This window comes from Cellulomonas timonensis (genome assembly GCF_900046455.1).
Classification (GTDB): Bacteria; Actinomycetota; Actinomycetes; order Actinomycetales; family Cellulomonadaceae; genus Cellulomonas_A; species Cellulomonas_A timonensis.
Genome location: NZ_FCOT01000012.1, coordinates 815156 through 828639, shown reverse-complemented (window position 1 = coordinate 828639; position 13484 = coordinate 815156). Strand labels below are relative to the sequence as shown.

General features: G+C 72.2%; 20 protein-coding genes. All 20 read right to left on the bottom strand.

Annotation, left to right across the window (positions count from 1 at the left end; genetic code table 11):
- Position 1: 1 nt before the first annotated feature.
- The 20 genes from BN3788_RS12240 to BN3788_RS12160 all read right to left on the bottom strand — a co-directional run bounded on the left by BN3788_RS12240 (position 2) and on the right by BN3788_RS12160 (position 13286).
- Positions 2 to 1030 carry a phage tail tube protein gene (locus BN3788_RS12240; protein WP_066586308.1) on the bottom strand — a complete coding sequence of 343 codons (1029 nt, stop codon included), beginning with the start codon at positions 1028 to 1030 and terminating at the stop codon, positions 2 to 4.
- Positions 1027 to 1269: a hypothetical protein gene (locus BN3788_RS12235; RefSeq protein WP_066586307.1), complete on the bottom strand. Its 243-nt coding sequence runs from the start codon at positions 1267 to 1269 to the stop codon at positions 1027 to 1029. The genes BN3788_RS12240 and BN3788_RS12235 overlap by 4 nt, the downstream gene beginning before the upstream one ends.
- A 9-nt stretch (positions 1270 to 1278) precedes the next feature.
- Positions 1279 to 1761, bottom strand: coding sequence for a S8/S53 family peptidase (locus tag BN3788_RS12230; RefSeq protein ID WP_066586301.1), 483 nt, complete (start codon positions 1759 to 1761; stop codon positions 1279 to 1281).
- On the bottom strand, positions 1758 to 2288 hold the full coding sequence (locus tag BN3788_RS12225) for a hypothetical protein (RefSeq protein ID WP_066586298.1): 531 nt from the start codon (positions 2286 to 2288) through the stop codon (positions 1758 to 1760). The genes BN3788_RS12230 and BN3788_RS12225 overlap by 4 nt, the downstream gene beginning before the upstream one ends.
- Before the next feature lie 2 nt (positions 2289 to 2290).
- On the bottom strand, positions 2291 to 2662 hold the full coding sequence (locus tag BN3788_RS12220) for a hypothetical protein (RefSeq protein ID WP_066586294.1): 372 nt from the start codon (positions 2660 to 2662) through the stop codon (positions 2291 to 2293).
- Between the two features lie 2 nt (positions 2663 to 2664).
- Positions 2665 to 3894 carry a phage major capsid protein gene (locus tag BN3788_RS12215; protein WP_066586291.1) on the bottom strand — a complete coding sequence of 410 codons (1230 nt, stop codon included), beginning with the start codon at positions 3892 to 3894 and terminating at the stop codon, positions 2665 to 2667.
- Positions 3895 to 3907: 13 nt separating this feature from the next.
- Positions 3908 to 4549 (bottom strand): HK97 family phage prohead protease, encoded by a 642-nt coding sequence (locus BN3788_RS12210; protein ID WP_066586288.1) that lies wholly within the window; start codon positions 4547 to 4549, stop codon positions 3908 to 3910.
- A complete protein-coding gene (locus tag BN3788_RS12205) occupies positions 4542 to 5708 on the bottom strand; it encodes a phage portal protein (protein ID WP_066586285.1) in 1167 nt (388 codons plus the stop codon). The genes BN3788_RS12210 and BN3788_RS12205 overlap by 8 nt, the downstream gene beginning before the upstream one ends.
- Positions 5705 to 5842 (bottom strand): hypothetical protein, encoded by a 138-nt coding sequence (locus tag BN3788_RS19330; RefSeq protein ID WP_159066895.1) that lies wholly within the window; start codon positions 5840 to 5842, stop codon positions 5705 to 5707. Before BN3788_RS19330 ends, BN3788_RS12205 begins: the two co-directional genes overlap by 4 nt.
- Positions 5843 to 5857: 15 nt before the next feature.
- Positions 5858 to 7372, bottom strand: a complete 1515-nt coding sequence (locus BN3788_RS19325; RefSeq protein ID WP_066586283.1) for a hypothetical protein — start codon at positions 7370 to 7372, stop codon at positions 5858 to 5860.
- The gene (locus BN3788_RS12195) at positions 7353 to 7955 is read right to left on the bottom strand and encodes a hypothetical protein (RefSeq protein ID WP_066586282.1); all 603 of its coding nucleotides are present in this window, start codon (positions 7953 to 7955) and stop codon (positions 7353 to 7355) included. Before BN3788_RS12195 ends, BN3788_RS19325 begins: the two co-directional genes overlap by 20 nt.
- Positions 7956 to 8088: 133 nt before the next feature.
- Positions 8089 to 8379, bottom strand: a complete 291-nt coding sequence (locus tag BN3788_RS12190) for an HNH endonuclease signature motif containing protein (RefSeq protein WP_066586280.1) — start codon at positions 8377 to 8379, stop codon at positions 8089 to 8091.
- Positions 8380 to 8693: 314 nt separating this feature from the next.
- Positions 8694 to 8981: a DUF6221 family protein gene (locus tag BN3788_RS12185; RefSeq protein WP_066586278.1), complete on the bottom strand. Its 288-nt coding sequence runs from the start codon at positions 8979 to 8981 to the stop codon at positions 8694 to 8696.
- The gene (locus BN3788_RS12180; RefSeq protein ID WP_066586276.1) at positions 8978 to 9721 is read right to left on the bottom strand and encodes a DUF7341 domain-containing protein; all 744 of its coding nucleotides are present in this window, start codon (positions 9719 to 9721) and stop codon (positions 8978 to 8980) included. Before BN3788_RS12180 ends, BN3788_RS12185 begins: the two co-directional genes overlap by 4 nt.
- 294 nt (positions 9722 to 10015) lie before the next feature.
- Positions 10016 to 10615, bottom strand: a complete 600-nt coding sequence (locus BN3788_RS12175) for a hypothetical protein (RefSeq protein WP_066586274.1) — start codon at positions 10613 to 10615, stop codon at positions 10016 to 10018.
- Positions 10612 to 10743, bottom strand: a complete 132-nt coding sequence (locus BN3788_RS19995) for a hypothetical protein (protein ID WP_261797915.1) — start codon at positions 10741 to 10743, stop codon at positions 10612 to 10614. The genes BN3788_RS12175 and BN3788_RS19995 overlap by 4 nt, the downstream gene beginning before the upstream one ends.
- Positions 10744 to 11564: 821 nt before the next feature.
- Positions 11565 to 11726, bottom strand: a complete 162-nt coding sequence (locus BN3788_RS19320) for a hypothetical protein (RefSeq protein WP_159066894.1) — start codon at positions 11724 to 11726, stop codon at positions 11565 to 11567.
- Complete coding sequence (locus BN3788_RS12170) at positions 11723 to 12139, bottom strand: hypothetical protein (protein WP_187138379.1); 417 nt, start codon at positions 12137 to 12139, stop codon at positions 11723 to 11725. The genes BN3788_RS19320 and BN3788_RS12170 overlap by 4 nt, the downstream gene beginning before the upstream one ends.
- Positions 12136 to 12945, bottom strand: a complete 810-nt coding sequence (locus tag BN3788_RS19065) for a WDGH domain-containing protein (RefSeq protein ID WP_066586272.1) — start codon at positions 12943 to 12945, stop codon at positions 12136 to 12138. The genes BN3788_RS12170 and BN3788_RS19065 overlap by 4 nt, the downstream gene beginning before the upstream one ends.
- The gene (locus tag BN3788_RS12160; protein ID WP_066586270.1) at positions 12942 to 13286 is read right to left on the bottom strand and encodes a hypothetical protein; all 345 of its coding nucleotides are present in this window, start codon (positions 13284 to 13286) and stop codon (positions 12942 to 12944) included. Before BN3788_RS12160 ends, BN3788_RS19065 begins: the two co-directional genes overlap by 4 nt.
- Positions 13287 to 13484: the final 198 nt, after the last annotated feature.

The following is a 13484-nucleotide window of genomic DNA, read 5'->3' as shown; positions in this document are numbered from 1 at the left end:
GCTAGGGCGCGGTGTCGAGCGAGCGGTACACCGCGTACACCGGCTGCCCCGCCTCGGGGGTGTACCCCTTGAACGGGTGGGACACGGTGATGACGTCCCCGCCGTTGCCGGTCGGCAGGTCCCCGTCGAGGCGGGCCAGGGGCACCGCGATCTGCAGCAGCGCGCGGACGTCCGTCGCGATCGTGGGCCCCTCGAACGTCAGGACCAGGGACAGGTCCTCCTGGTCGAGGTACGCGTCGACGAAGTCCCGGCCCGTGTACTCAGCGGTGAACGAGCCCGTGACCGCGTCGTCCTTCCCGCCCGCGAGCGCCGCCGGCCGGGAGCGCCGGCCAGCGCCGCCGAGGTTGAACCCGCCGGCGTCGAGGTTGTTCTTCAGGGACACGCTCACGTCGCGGATCTCCGCGAGCGCGGGCCCGGCCGATGCGATCGCCGTCGTGGTCGGCGCGGTGAACGCGGCGCCGCCGATCGCGACCCGGCCGTGCACGAATGTGAACAGGTCCACGTCCGCGGGGTAGGACGGGGCTGCGTACGCCTGCTCGAGGGACAGGGAACGCGCGATCCACGAGGTCTTCACCGACACGATCGAGTCGGCCTTGGCCTCGATGTCCAGCGAGCCGCACTGGGCCCCGGCGTAGGTGTAGGCGTCGGTCGTGTCCGAGCCGAGCCGGGGGATGCCCTGCTGGATCGTGTACGAGTCGGCGAAGTCCGTGGCCTTGAGGGTGTGGACCTGCTGCAGGGCGGCGGTGGCCCCGATCGCGGTCGTCGTCGTCGAGCCGAAGAACGCCCCGAGCAGGTACCCCAGCCCGACGGACATGGTGTCCAGGGTGATGTCCCCGGCGGACTCGCGCTTGACGACGGCCCGCCGGGAGGCGCGCGCGACGCGCTGGCCCGGGCGCATGCCCGAGCCCTGCACCGTGGTGATGGACTCCTTGAGGGTGGAGTCCGCCTCGAAGAACCGGGTCGGGGCCACGGGCTGCCCGTAGACCGACTCCTTGCCGAGGCCGACCGTGTAGTCAGACTGGATGCTCACGCGCCCTCACCCTCTCCCTGCGTCGTGGTGGCGCCGTCTGCGGCGTCCTGCGGGCCTGGGACTTCGGCCGGGTCCTGGGTGCCCGGGGCGCCCTTGACGGGCTGCCACGCGTCCGTCTGCCCTGCCAGGTGGCGCGCCTGGGTGGTGGTCACCGTGATGACCTCGCCGCGCTCGACGACCCTCCCGATCAGGGGGAGCTCGAGCGCGCCCAGCGGCGAGATGTTCTTGTACTTCGGCATGGCTGCTCCTCAGCTGCTCACGATGATGCGGGCCTCGTAGGTCGCGGCGATCTCGGTCACACGGCCCTCGCCGGCGTCGTCCTCCGCGGTCGCCCCGTCGGACTGGACCTCACCGCAGAAGCACCACAGGGCCACGCCCCCGAGGGTGGGTTCGGCGCGCATCGCCTGGTCGACGACGTCGAGCAGGCCGAACGCCCGGTCGTGGGTGACCTTCTCGTCGTCGGTCACCCGGTACGACACGATGTTCACGTCGACCTGCACGTCCACCTGACGGCGCCGCTGCGGGCCGAGCGTGTCCTCCTGCGGGGTGGCACGCACCGCGGTGACCGCGATCGTGTCGTCCCACTGCGCCGGCCACCGGAAACCGAACGCGGCGTCGACCTCGTCCTCGCCGGCGGCCGCGAGCGCCGCCACGATCCGGGTGTGCAAGGCGGTCTTGACCGCGTTCACCCCGGCGCCCGCGGTCTTGTGCGTGCCGGTGCCGGCGCTCATCCGAACCCCCCGGACGGGACCTCAGGGCGGATCATCTCCGAGACCCGGCGGGGCATCGCGAACCCCTGCAGCACGTCGCTGCCGTCAGGCTCGGTGCCCCTCGAGCGAGCTGTCGGCGGTCCGACCTTGGACTGCTTGACCCAGGTCGCCGCCAGGACGCGCGCGGCCAGCTCGACGAACTCCGGCACACCGTCGTTCGGTGCGGTCGCGGTGACGACGATCGCGCCCCGGCCGAACCGTCCGTAGACGATGCCTGCCGGTCCGTCCAGGTCGAACAGGCCCACGTCCAGCTCGACGCCTCCGACCGTGACGGAGACCAGAGTGGCGGCCGGCCACGGCAGTACCACTGCCGAGGCCGGCCCCCGGGACCGTCTGAGGACGGGGTGCCCCGACCGTGGGCCGATCTCCGCCTCGATGCGCGCGCATGCCCCGGTGGCGAAAATCGCCACCGGGTCCGGGCCCTCACCCGTGTGGGCTGGCCACTTGAGCTCGGTCCGGACATCGTCTGCGGAGATCGGCCACGGCACGGCTACTCCTTCCCGGCGTCCGCCGGACCACCATTGGCGGCCGTGGCGGCGGCGTCCTTGGCGGCCTGCTCGGCAGCCAGTGCGTCGGCAGCCGCTGTGGCCGCGAGGTCCTCGGCCGCCTTCTTTGCCGCGGCCTCGGCCTTCTCCGCGGCCTTGACCGCCGGGCGCGGTGCGCGCGCCTTGCCGGTCTCGGCACCCACCGGGTCGGAGATCGCGGCCGTGGCCGGGCCCTCGATCGGGGCGGGGGTGATGTAGCCGGCGTTGAGGTAGTCCAGCGCCTCGGCGTCCGGCAGCTCGATCCGCTCGCCGCGGTCGGGCCACGGCTCGCCGTTGCGGGTCCCGGAGATCGGGTACCTGACCAGGTAGTCGCCCATGCTCAGGCGGCCTTGCCCTGGAAGGCCTTCACGGAGTCCGGGATGACCAGGTCCCCGCCGACCCGCACCAGGCCGCGGAACGTCGCCTGGTCCTTGTCGAACGCGAACTCGTCCGAGCGGGCGAACGAGATCGCGTTGCCGGTGAGCTGGTAGTACCCGGAGAAGTCCCCGAACAGGACCGACTTGGCGCCCGCGGCCGGGGCCGCGACGTTGGAGTCGGAGTACAGGGGGTTGCCGTCGAAGACGTCGGGCTGGGTGACGGTCACCGCCGGGTTGTACAGGAACCGGCCCGAGGCGTCCTTGAGGGCGCGGAGCTGGCCCAGGTACGTGCGGTTCACGAGCCAGGCCGCGTCGGGGGCGTTGGCGAAGTGCTCGGCCACCGAGTACTTCAGCGCAAGCAACTCCTCGGCGGTGGCCGCGTTCCCGGCGCCGGTGACCCCGGTCGTGACCCGTCCGACGATCCCGAACGGCTTTCCGGTGCCGTTGCCCGAGACCATCGCCGACCCGACCGCGCGCTGCAGCGCGTTGGCGATTGCCTCGGCCAGGTAGGTCAGCAGGTCCGTCGCGTCGTCGTTGAGCAGCTCGTTGGCGACCTGCAGCAGGATGCCGGCCTTGTGCAGCTCGATCGACTTCGTGTCGAACGTGGGGGCGGTGCCGCCGATGGTGGTGTTCTCCTCGACCCACACGGCGGTGGGGTCGGTGATCACCCGGGGGGCGGTCCACTTGTCCCGCGAGGTCGTGATCGTCGTGACCCCGGCCTTGAAGATGCCCAGGGACTCGGTGAGCTTGCGGATCAGGATGGCGGCGAAGTCCACGGGGACGAGCTCGCGCCCGCCGCCGGTGACGTCCACGCCCAGCGCGCGGACGCGCGAACCGGGCGCGGTGATCCGGGCCCGCAGCTCGGTCTCCGTGCTCTTGCCGGCCGCGACCGCGCGCAGGTTCGCCGCGAACTCCTGCGCGAGGGAGAGCCCGCGCATGTTCTCCGACGGGAGAGCGCCGAGCTCGTCGAGGACCTTGCGGGTCTCCTCGAGGAGCTGGTGGTGGCGGGTGACCTCGTCGGCCTGGTCCTTGATCTGCGCGCGCTCGGTCGACAGGCCGTCGACCTTGAGCCGCTCCTCGGCCGAGAGCTCGCGCTTGCCGTTGACGGCCCGCTCGAGGATCTCGGTGATCTCGGTGTTGACGGTGCGGAATCGCTCGTCGAGCGACCGCACCAGGGTGTCCTGCTCCGGCATGTGCCAGGTCCTTTCAGTGGGTGGTGATGCGATCGCCCAGGGCGTGTGCCCAGGCGAGCTCGGTCCGCAGCCGGTCAGCGGCGGACGTGTCGGTGGGGGCTGGCGCGGTCAGCGTCGAGCGGATCTGCCCGACGTCGATCGAGCGGGTCATCCCTGCGCTGGACGCCCAGTAGGCGGGGTCCGCCACGGGCGCCACGTCGATGAGCGACATGGCCAGCACGCGGCACACGAGCCGGTCCTCGGCGTCGATGTACCAGCGCTCGCCCCCGGGCATCACCCGGAACGCGAACGATGAGTAGGCGACGTCGCCGCGCTCGGCGAGCACCGCGACGTCACGGCCCAGGCTCGTGCCGGGCAGGTCGTTCTCGTAGGCCAGACCCTCGCCGTCGACGAGCAGCCGAAGCGTGCCGGCGTCGGTGGTCCCCAGGAGGCCGGACGAGTCGTGGTTCCACCGGCACAGCACCCGGCCTGTGGTGGCCAGGTCAACGGCCGCGGGGTCGATCTCCTCGAACCAGCCCCCCAGGTCACGCGAGAGCTGGTTGAACCGCAGGGCGTACCCAGCCAGCACTCCGGGCGAGCCCGACCCCTCGGGTGCTGCGCGCAGGCGTACGGGCTGCTCGAACCCCCGCCGGCGCACCGCCTCGATGTCAGTCACGGGGACCTCCGATCTGCCCCGGCTGGGGCGCCTTGGCGTAGCGGCTGAGCCACGCGGCGATCTGCTCGTCGTCCAGCGGTGGGCGGTCCTCGGCGGCTCGGGCTTCCTCGAGCGTCTCGACGCCGGTGCGCAGCTGGACCTCGTGGGCCTGCATGCGGGTCAGCAGGTCAGGGCGCGAGAGGGCGTCCATGTTGAACTTCACGTACTGCGGGCGCGCCAGCAGCGACGTGATCGCGGCCTCGAACCGCACGATCCACGGCAACAGCGCGCGGACGTTGTAGCGGGCTTGGTCCTGCTCGCGGTTCGAGTACGTCTTGGACGAGCCCGACTCCCCGCCCACGTCTTCCGGGGCGACCTTGTAGATCGCAGCGATCTGCGTCGAGGTCGCCTTGATCGTCTCGAGGAACTGCGCCTCGCCGGGCTTGATCGACAGCTCGGTCCACGACCAGTTCTGGTCGAGCACCACCGGCTCGTGCGCCCTCACCGACGCGAGGTACTGGTCCTTGGTCTCGGCCACCTGCCGTTTGGTCAGGCTCGCCTTGAGGTTCTGCAGCACACCCGACGGCCGGGCATTCGACTTGAACCAGTCGTGCCCGTACCCCGCCGACATCGCCCAGGTCTCGAACCGCAGCATGAACAACTCGAGCGGCGACAGCCCTTTCCACGACCCGGCCACCGTGAACGCCGGCACATGCAAGATCGGGCCGTGCGGCCACCGCCGAGCGGGCTTGCCCTGTCCAGGGACTCCCAGGTGGTAGAGCGGCTCCACGCCCGTCTCGTCGACGTACACCCGGTCCGGGTGCAACCAGGTCACCGACGTGGGGTTGGGCCACACCCCGGTCACCAGGCCGAAGGCGTTCCCGCGCAGCAGTGCTGATCCGGCGCCCTGGTGTAGCCAGTCGACCCGCTCCCGGGTGGGGTCGGGCTTGACGACGATCGGCGAGGGCGTGGCGACCTCCCGCCGGGTGGCCCCTGGGCCGCCCTCGTACTGCCCGATCGGCATCGTCGACAGCGAGTCCGCGATCTGCGAGATCGCGGAGTACACGGGGATGACCTGATAGGCGCGGTCGCCGCGCACGTCCTCCGCGCTCGGCCCACCCCCGCCCCACACGTCCTGCCATGTCAGCGCCCGGTTGCGTGGCCCGAACAGCAGGCTCATGCGGCCAGCCGCCAGGAGAAGACCAGCGCCGCGGCGCCGGCCACGATCAGCGCGAGCGCACCGCTCAGCATCGCGACGCCAGCGATGACCAGCACGGCCCCACCCACCTCGAGCGCGGTTGTCAGGGTCCGCATGCCCACCACCTCCGTTCAGCCGATGCCGTCCATCGGGTCGTAGTCCAGGTCGCCGGCGACCTTGACCCACACGTGGCGGGCGACGGTCGCGGCATAGAGCGGGGTGATGTCGTCCAGCGAGCGGCCGCGTGTCCACACGAAGCCGCCCTCCTGCGTCATGAATCGCTTCGTCGCGGCTGCGAGCGCGGCCGTCAGGTGCTCGTCCTGCACGTGCCGGAGGCGGTGGTCGAACGCGTCGTCGTAGAAGGCGCCGCATGCGTCCATCCGGTCCTGCGCGCCGAGCAGGTGGACGGTGAAGCCCTCGGACTCGAGGTCCACCTGCAGGGACCGGGCTGAGTCGATGAGGCCGACGTGGTTGCCGCCCCACCGCTCGCGCAGCTCGACGAGCCGCTCGACGCACCACACGGGAGGGCCCACCCGGCGGTCCGGGACATCCACGAAGCACCGGCCCTCGAGGCCGCGGCCGGCCTGCCCGATGGACGCGACGTCGCGTTGGGGTGCGACGTCGATCGACCAGACCGGCTCACCGGAGTAGGCAAGCTCGTCCGGCTCGACGCTGTTGGCCATCCAGGTCGTCTCGGGGATGACCCACTCGGCGGCCTTGCGCTGGGGCCACCAGCCCAAGTACGGGCGGTTGAACTCGTCGGGCTCGGCGGCGTAGGCCTCGAGCTCGGCGCGCAGGAAGGCCTCGTCGATCGTGTAGCCGAGCGCCGGGTGGCATGCCCACCAGGTCGCCGGGTCCTCCCGGTCGGAGCCCTCGGGTGCGGCGTACTCGAGGTACATCGTCCGGGACTGGCGGAGGTGCAGCGGGCGGGTGCGCTCGACCGTGATCCGCGAGCGCTCCTCGTCGACCTTGCGCTTGAGGTACGTGCTCGCGTAGTTCCCGGCAGCCGATGCGATCCATAGTTGCGCGTGCCTGCGCGGGCCGGTGGCCGGCGACATCGACTGCTCGAGGCGCGCGTCAGGGTGGGCGAACGCCTCGTCGATCACGCCGTTGTCGATCGTTGGGCCGTGACCGGAGGAGAGCTTGACGGCGCCGACGCCCCAGCGGGAGCCGTTCGCGAACACGATCGACTCGCTGCCGGACTTCGCGTAGAAGCCTGGCTTCCCCTTCTTGCGGGACCCGACCCGAAGGTCGAGGAAAGCCGCCAGTGGGGTCTGTGAGATCGGGTCGTAGAAGTCGTGCTCGAGGCGGGTGATGGCGTCGCCCTTGGTCTGGGCGGTGTACCGGACGGTGGCGTTGGGGTGGAACAGGCAGGTGTCGAGCTGCACCGTGCGCACGACAGTGGTCTTGCCGGCCTGGCGCTGGACGATGACGACGACGCGCTTGTACCAGGGGCCGCCGTCGGCGGGGTCGATCTCGTACGCGATGTCGATCGCGTCGCGCTGCCAGGGCATGAACGGCGTGCCCTGCAACTCGGCGATCTTCGCGACGCGCGGCCCGAGGGTCGCCCGTGTCGGGTTGCGCTCGGTCGCGTAGAGAGGGACCGCCTCCGGTCTGCCCCCGGCCCTACTGGTCCACGGGTGCATCTGGCTGCACCCCGGGCTGCGTCAGGCCCGCCAGCTGGGCGAGCATCGCCGCGGCCGCGGCTGCCACGCCGTCGCCGTCCCCGGCTCCCTGCTCGCCGCCTGCAGGGCTGGGCCCGTCGGCGAACCCGGCGAAGCCGAGCAGGCCGATGCGCTGCAGCACGTCTAGCAGGCGGATCTGCACAGGCGAGATGAGGTCCATGCGCCCGTGCAGCGGGACCTGGTCCAGCACGCGGGCGTTGTACCGGGCGACACCGACCAGGGTGCGCGCGAAGGCGACCCTGCTGTCGGGCTCCTTGAGGTCCAGGTCGAAGGCCGCCTCGAGCGTGCCGGCGGTCGCGTCGAAGTCGATCGTCGGCACGGACTGCAGGTCCGCCGGCGGGGCGGGCGGGACGAGCGGCACCAGCGGCTCGGCGTCCGCGAGCGCCTCGTCGGTCTCGCGTCGGCGCTTGGCCGCGCGCCAGGCGCGGTTGTGCTCGGCGTGACCGGCGCGGCAGATCGAGCACCGGCACTTGCGCCGGTACCCGGGCTGGCCGGGGGTGTCGCCGTGCAGGATCACCGCGCCGGTGGTGGGTTCGATCAGCACGTGGCTCACCTCCTACCCGGACCACACGCGTGGTTCCCCCACCGGGGCGCCCCAGGTGGGTGAGAAAAAATGGACATGCGCGGGTCGCCACGCAGGCCGTTTCTCAGAAAATCGGCCCTGACCTGCGGAGACGTCACCACTCCCAGCCGCGCAGGTTGGTCTGTGTGGGTACTCGGTCGCGCTTGCCGGCGTTGCATCCGTAGTGCGCCGGCTGCAGGTTGGCCGGGTCCCAGACGTCGCCGCCCAGGCTGCGCGGGCGGATGTGATCGAGGCTGCGACCCAGCGGGTGGCGCGGTCGGACGTCGAACAGGATCGGCCCGCGCGCGCCCTTGCAGATCCCGCACACCGAGCCCGGCGGGCAGAGCTCGTCGACGAGCTTCTTCCACCGGCGGCTGCCCAGGATGTTCGGGTCGTCGTCGTCCACTGCTGGCCCCCAGCCCTACGCGGTCTCGGCGCAGTGCAGCTCATGGCCGCTCGGGTGTGTCCGATCCGGCGCGCGGGCTGGGGTGTTGAGGAGGGCTGACGGCGTCGGGTCGCGCGACGCTCGATGACCCCGACCCCCGAGGCCCGTCAGCCCAGCACCCGCCGGAGCGGGGCGACCTGCGCCCGAGGTGCACGACCCCGGACAGCACGAAGGCCCAGCCTCCCGGCCGGGCCTCTCGTGGGCATGACGAACCCACTGGTGGGGACAGTACGCCTAACCGGCTCCCGTGCGCAACGACGGGCGTCGACGGCGAGTCACGGGCGCCACTCCTCACGGAATCCGGGACGGTCGGCGTAGGGGATGGCGAGGAGGCGGAGGGTCGGGCATAGGTCGTCGATGTTGTCGTCGAACGGCGAGTAGTGCTCGCACCAACCGAAACCGCGGCTGATGTGCAACTCCACGATCCGCCGCTTCGCCTCACACTCGAGGTGCCTGCGATCACTCTGCTCTGCGCAGCGCTGATACTCGCCAGCGCCGTCGCAGTACGGGTCAGCCTCGTCCGCCGCGATCTCCGCGAGCAGGAACATCACCAGGTCGCTCACGTCGCTGCTCCTGCCATCTCGAGGTCGTCATCGCCGGTGCAGTCCGCACCCAGCTGGGGATCGGGGATAGCTTCGGTCAGGGCGAGGCGCATGTGCTCGCCGAGCTCGTCGGCGGTCATCCCGTCCCAGGTGCTGCTGCACTCGAGGCAGACCATCGCAAGGGGCTGGTCGACGACCTGCAGGCGCCCGCGCACCCGGCAGGCCGGGCAGGCGACGTAGGGCTTGAGGGGCGGCGAGTCCCAGGTGGTGACGACGCGGGCGTGCGCCCACCAGCCGCGCACCGCGGCGTCGACGTCGGCCAGCGACTCGCGGTCGAGCTGGTCGACGTACCGGTGGATCACGGCCAGGGAGTCGCCCAGCCGCCGGGGCTTCACGCTGACCCGCAGTCCGGGCAGCGCCTGGGCCGCGTACAGCGCGAGCACCCGGCCGGCGAGGTAGGCCGCCTCACGGGTGATGGTCCGCAGCGTGTCTGTCCCCTCGAGCGAGCCTGGCGGCCGGCTCTTGGTGCCCGACGAGCCGTGACCGCTGGTGCTGCCGGCGACGGACTGTGCGAGCTGCACGAGCAGCGGGGGCAGCGTCACGGTCACCTCGCGTCGCACGAGATGGTCGACGCCGGCCTCACGCACCCACCGCTGCGTCGTCGTCGTGCGGGGCTGGGTCAGGTCTTCGATCCGGGAGCGGACCCGTGCGGCGATGACGTCGGAGGTCGGGGCAGGTCGGGGCAGGGTGGGGGCGGTCATCGGGTCTCTCCTCGCCCGTCGCGTGCGCATCGATCGCACGGGGCGTGCTGGTGGTGGATCGGGCAGACGTTCTCGTCGGAGAGCGGGGAGCCGGGGCCAGTCCAGCCACGCCAGGGTGACCCCCCGGTGGGTGCGGGCCAGGCCAGTGGTGCTGCTCCTGCGTCTACCGGCTGACGGTCAGGCTGTGCGGGCTGGGGTCGTCCACCACGTCCGCGTCGACGTCGAGGTCTGCGGGGGGCAGGCTGGGCGTGCGCCCGCCTCGAGGTGGTGCGGGTGGGCTGGGAGCGTCGGCGGTCACGGGTCGGGCGCGCAGGTCGGGTGGGTGGTGTAGGTGGGGTCGCGGCCGGCGAGGACGGCGTCGAGGCGCTCACCGCACGCGGTGCAGCGCGGTGCCTCGCGGACCCTCTTCGTCGACGTCGCGGGGCACGAGCGCGAGTGCTGCCGGTAGAGCGGCTCGGCGTCGGGCGGTGTCTGGTGCCCGGCGAGGATCACCGCGACCGGGCCCTTGCCCCGGGCTGACTGGCGCCACACGGTGCCGTCCTGACGGGGCAGCGGGTCGATCGCCAGGGTGCGGCCCGCCGCGGTCGTCATGAGGCGCACAGGCCACCCGCACCCGTCCGGGCACGGCACCACTCCCGCGAGCGCCCAGCACCGCACCTCGAGGGCGCGGACGGCCTCGACGCGGGTCTCGACGGATGGTGCGTGCTGCCAGCCCAGGTGCGTGCGCCAGACCCGGTGCCACCTGTCGGCGTCAGCGGCCGTGCCACCCACGACGGTGAGCTCGTACGGCATCAGGCCGATCAGCTCGGCGGTCGACGCGAGCGCGCGCACCTGACGTGCGCGGTCCTGGTCTGCGGCGTGCGTGGGGCGTCGGGCCGTCGTGCGGGCGGTCACGCCTCGACCTCCCGCCGGCGGGAGCGCGGCGCCAAGCGGCGCGCCTCGGCGGTGTTGTGGTGGTCGAGGATCTTGCGGGCGTAGGCGGCGGCCTCGTCGTCGCTCGACGCCCACACCCTGCCGTACATAACCGGTGGCGGCGGGGGGGGGGGGGGGGGGGGGGGCCCGGCTGGGGGTCAACGAGTGTGCGGGGGGCGGGACGCAGGGTCATGCCGGCCTCGCTGAGGGGCTTGGACCCCTTGGCACGGTTGCAGGGGCCGCAGGCGACGACGAGGTTGCTGGCGCCGGCGGCGATGGTGGGGTCGACGTGGTCGAGCTGGGGACCGTCGGGGGTGCGGTCGGACCTCTTGGTGAGCTTGCCGCAGTAGCGGCAGTGGGCGGCCATGCGGCGGGTCTCGGCGGTGGGGTCGACGCAGTCGCGGAGCCAGACGGCATTGACGACCTCGGGCCGCTTGTTCTCCTTGCTCTTGGCCTGGGCGACCTTGAGCACGGCGTCGGGCTTGTAGCGCATGTCCCACCAGTCGTGGTAGCGCCAAGAGCGTTCGGGGACGGGGTCGCAGCGGGGGCAGTCGTGCCCGTGCTCGTGCCACAGCCCAGCGACCACCAGGAGGTGGGCGAGCTGCTCGGCGATCGCGCGGTCGGGGACGACGCGCACGAGGTTGGCCAGTCCCATCAGGCCGTCGGTGCCTGCGTGCTGGGACGCCGCGCCCGCGAGCGCCCACATGCCGATGGCGGCCAGGCCGGTGATGTCGCCCTCGAGGAGCACGGGGGCGGTCAGACCGAGGATCTTGCCCTTCTGGGGGGCCTGGTCGTCGAGCATCCAGTACGGCACGGGGGCGGGGCCTGGCCCGTATACCTAGCACCGGACCAGCGGTCGACTCACCGCGGGAGTGCAGTCGTCGGGAGGGCACAACACCCAGAATGTACACGCTAGGGGCCGCCGGCAGCGTCAGATGTGTATAAGAGCCGGGTACTCGTACAGCGACGTGCGCCGCCACGGGGGCCCCACGCGACGCTCATTGCCCGTTGGCTCCATGGCCGCCCGGACGAACGCGCCCGCCGACGCGACGGGCAGGGCGTTCGGCACGGTCCGCTCCGAGCGCGGGGTCACCGGACACCGCCCTCGTGGCACCCGCACGCGCACCGTGTCGCGGTGTCGGCCGTCTCGTCCCACGCGTCACCCGCGCACGACCTGTGCTTGCCACCCTTGCAGTCCGGGTTCACCGGGCGGGCGTCGATCGCCTCGATCCACTGCACCGCGACTGCGGCGACCTGCACGAGCTCGGCCCGCAGCTCGGCCGCGGTGTCCTCAGCGAGGGCCTCGGCGACCTCCTCGGCCAGGATGTGCGCGAACGTCACCGCGCCGGCCGCCGCTGCGGTCTGGCAGTCGGACCGAGCCATGCCCGCGAGCGCCTGGGCCTGCGAGCCGCCGGTGCCGTCGGGCAGGTGCGCCTGGTTGCCGTGCTTGGCGTACTGGCGGCCCCGCTCGACGGCCAGCTCGGCCAGGATGCTCGTGCGCGTCATCGCTGGACCTCCCCAGCACGGGTGGCGAGGAAGGCCGCGCGTGCCTCGTCCCACGTGTCGCCGTACGCGTCTGGCCCGGAGCCTCGGCCGAAGTCGCTGTCGCTGATCGGCTCAAGTCCGGCACGTGCTCGCCGGACGTCGTAGATCGCTCGGACGGCGCGGCGGACCCCCTCCCGGTCCTCGACAGCCGGGGCGGGGGTCGGCTGGGTGGCGAGGTGCGTGCGCAGCCTGTCGGACGCATCGGCAGGCGTGTGCCCGTCGTACTCCGGCGGCAGTTCCACCTCCGGCACCGAGAACAGGTCCCAGGACTCAGCCTTGTAGTGGTTGCTCACCTGCCCCGTGGGCAAGGTTGCCGTGACGATGAACCACCCGCCGCCGAAGCACGGCTCGCCGTCACTGTGGCGCCACGACTTCACGACCGGGATGCCCGCCGCGAGCCACCCGCGAGCGGCGTGGGCGTTGTAGAGCATCCGGTAGTCGTAGAGCTCGTCGAACGTGTGGTAGCCGTCCGAGGTCGCGCCCGTCGCACCCGCCGGAGGTGCGGCCGGCGGGGCGTCGGGGCGGTGGAGGAGCGTCAGGGGGCCGAACTCGTCGACGACCTCGCTGGCCGTCAGCCCTTGGGTGCTCTCGCCACCGCTGACGTCGTACATCACCTGGCCATCACCGAGGTCGAATGTCACCACGTAGGACGGGCCGTAGCCGGGCTTGGAGGTTCGCAGCAGCCGCTCCGGCGCCACAGCGTCGAGCTGGGCCGCTGTCGTGATGACGTCGCCCACCGTGGGGCTGGGCGGGATGGTGGGGGTCACAGGTGCACCCCCAGCACCTTCACGCGCCCACGACCCGGCTTGGCGTCGAGCCCGGTGGGGTACATGCGCGAGCCGCCCCCCCGCTCCCGCCTGTAGACCGGGATGGGCACGATCACGGGCTCGACGGTCACGGTGTCGAGGAACGCGCGGACCTGCTCGACGTCGGTGGCGTCAATGGGGGCGTCGTGGTCCTCGCTGTGCTCCTCAACCACGGCGCGGACGTCATACGCGTCGGGGTGTGTGGCGATGATGCTCGCCATGTCGTCCAGGCTGTCGGCGCCCACGACGCCGAGGTAGGGGTCCTCAGTGGCCCACGCGCGGGGCTTCGTCTTACTGCTCATCGTTCGTGCCTTCCGGTCGTGGGGCGGGGGGTCGGGCAGACGTGTCGTGCGGGTCGGGCGCGGCCGGCGACCTTGCTCCGCCCTCCGTCACCGGGCTGGGGGTGCATGCGCCACCCGCCGCACCGGGGGCATCGGTCGATCCGGGCCTCGCGGCGCGCCTGGGCCTGACGGTGGCTCTCCTCGGCCGCGGCGCGGAAC